This is a genomic window from Streptomyces pacificus (assembly GCF_011766325.1).
GTDB lineage: Bacteria > Actinomycetota > Actinomycetes > Streptomycetales > Streptomycetaceae > Streptomyces > Streptomyces pacificus.
The window spans coordinates 1-369 of record NZ_BLLG01000084.1 but is presented as its reverse complement, the minus strand read 5'-3'; the positions used below and the strand labels follow the sequence as shown (position 1 = coordinate 369).

Below are 369 nucleotides of genomic sequence, written 5' to 3'. Positions count from 1 at the left end.
CGCCCGGGTAGAACGGGGACCAGTCCACCGGCACACCGTCCACATGCAGTCGGGCGAGCGCGGCGAGCAGCGCATCCACCTCACCGCGGTCCCCGCGCAGCACCGGCACCGCACCCTCCACCAGCGCCGACAGCACACCGTCAGGACCGACCTCCAAGAACGCCGTCGCACCCCGCTCCCGCAGCCCCACCACGTTGTCGTGGAACCGGACGGTCTCGCGTACATGCCGCACCCAGTACTCCGGATCGCCCATCTCACCCGCGGCGACCACCGCAATCCCCGGCTCCCCGAACGACAACCCGCCCACCACCGCACGGAAGTCGTCCAGCATCGGCTCCATCAACGGCGAATGGAACGCATGCGACACCC

Annotated in this window: 1 protein-coding gene; it reads right to left on the bottom strand. The window is 70.2% G+C overall.

Annotated features, from left to right (window positions below; all coding sequences use genetic code 11):
* A partial coding sequence (locus SCWH03_RS28355; RefSeq protein WP_216854823.1) for a hypothetical protein occupies window positions 1-331 on the bottom strand: 331 nt, incomplete at its 3' end.
* Window positions 332-369 lie beyond the last annotated feature (38 nt).